This is a genomic window from Mesorhizobium sp. M0991 (genome assembly GCF_040318915.1).
In the GTDB taxonomy this organism is placed as follows: Bacteria; Pseudomonadota; Alphaproteobacteria; order Rhizobiales; family Rhizobiaceae; genus Mesorhizobium.
Genome location: NZ_JAMYNE010000098.1, coordinates 1 through 1,140, shown reverse-complemented (window position 1 = coordinate 1,140; position 1,140 = coordinate 1). Strand labels below are relative to the sequence as shown.

1 protein-coding gene and 1 pseudogene are annotated in these 1,140 nt (G+C 57.4%); both read right to left on the bottom strand.

The window, feature by feature from the left end:
* Positions 1 to 557: pseudogene (locus NKH70_RS35655) on the bottom strand (IS5 family transposase); the annotation flags it as partial.
* A 79-nt stretch (positions 558 to 636) separates the two neighbouring features.
* Positions 637 to 1,107, bottom strand: coding sequence for a hypothetical protein (locus NKH70_RS35650; RefSeq protein ID WP_352722285.1), 471 nt, complete (start codon positions 1,105 to 1,107; stop codon positions 637 to 639).
* Positions 1,108 to 1,140 lie beyond the last annotated feature (33 nt).

Sequence of the window (1,140 nt, the reverse complement as noted above, 5' to 3'; positions counted from 1 at the left end):
GGGCGTCGCACCGTGCTGCTGGATCAACTCCCGGATACGGTCGGCATCGTAGGCCTTGTCGGCCAGGACGATGATGCGCGGGCCGAGATGGTCGAGCAATCGATCGGCGATCTGCCCATCGTGCGTTTGTCCCGCCGTCAGGCCGAGCCGGATCGGAAGTCCTTGCGCGTCGACGACGACGTGGATTTTGGTCGTGAGGCCACCTCGGCTGCGACCGAGACAATTATCTGCGCCCCCCTTTTTGCCGTCGCAGCCTGCTGGTGCGCCCGAATGGAAGTGCTGTCGATCATCTGGATTTCACCATCATGCGCTCCGCTGATGGCGTCCATGAGCCGATCCCAAACACCTGCTTTTCGCCAACGCGAGAAGCGGTTGTAGCAGGTGGTGCGTGGCCCATAGCGCTCGGGCAGGTCGCGCCATGGCGCACCGGAGCGCAGCACCCAGAAGATTCCGTTTAACACGCGTCGGTCATCGACGCGCGGCACGCCTCTAGGTTTGTTGGGTAACAGCGGTTCGATCACGCGCCACTCGAAGTCGGTCAGGTCATATCGGCTCATATTGAGCCTGAATCACAATCCCGCGCGATATGGAAGCGAGTTGGTAAACCCATCAAAATCAGACGTTCAGCGCTACAGCCTAATCGTAGTAGCCCGGTCCGAATGTTATCGCGGACATCACAGGTTGATCGGCTTCGCCTGTCGAGGACCAAACGCCTATACCAAGCTGCGTTGAGGTTGCGCCATCCGGCTCCAAGCGTAACTTCGGGTCGAGAGATTGGAGAATCTGTGTCGCTTCGCCCATCGATACCGAGATAAGAGCCAATCCGTTCAATGTCGGGTTGCTTGGGCTTGCAAACTCCAAGGCCTCCAGGCGCTCGTCGGAATCATAGTAGGCAAAAACGCCTGCATCCGCCCAATAATCTATCGGATTGCCTTCGGGTGTACGCTTAAACGGCTGGTGCTTACCACCGAAAAATGTCCGAACGCTTCCTTTGGACGATCCAATCGGAAGACCTCTCAATCCACCGCCGGGTTCTAATGCGAGTTCAGTCATTCCTCGACAATATGCGCGATCTGTCAAACGACGCAACGATCGCTTTTCACCCATCTCCCTCATTCCCATTTATGGGTTCACGACCTA

Coding starts and splice junctions, on each gene's coding strand:
- NKH70_RS35650 (WP_352722285.1), bottom strand. CDS start 1,107: ATGGGTGAAAAGCGATCGTTGCGTCGTTTGACAGATCGCGCATATTGT.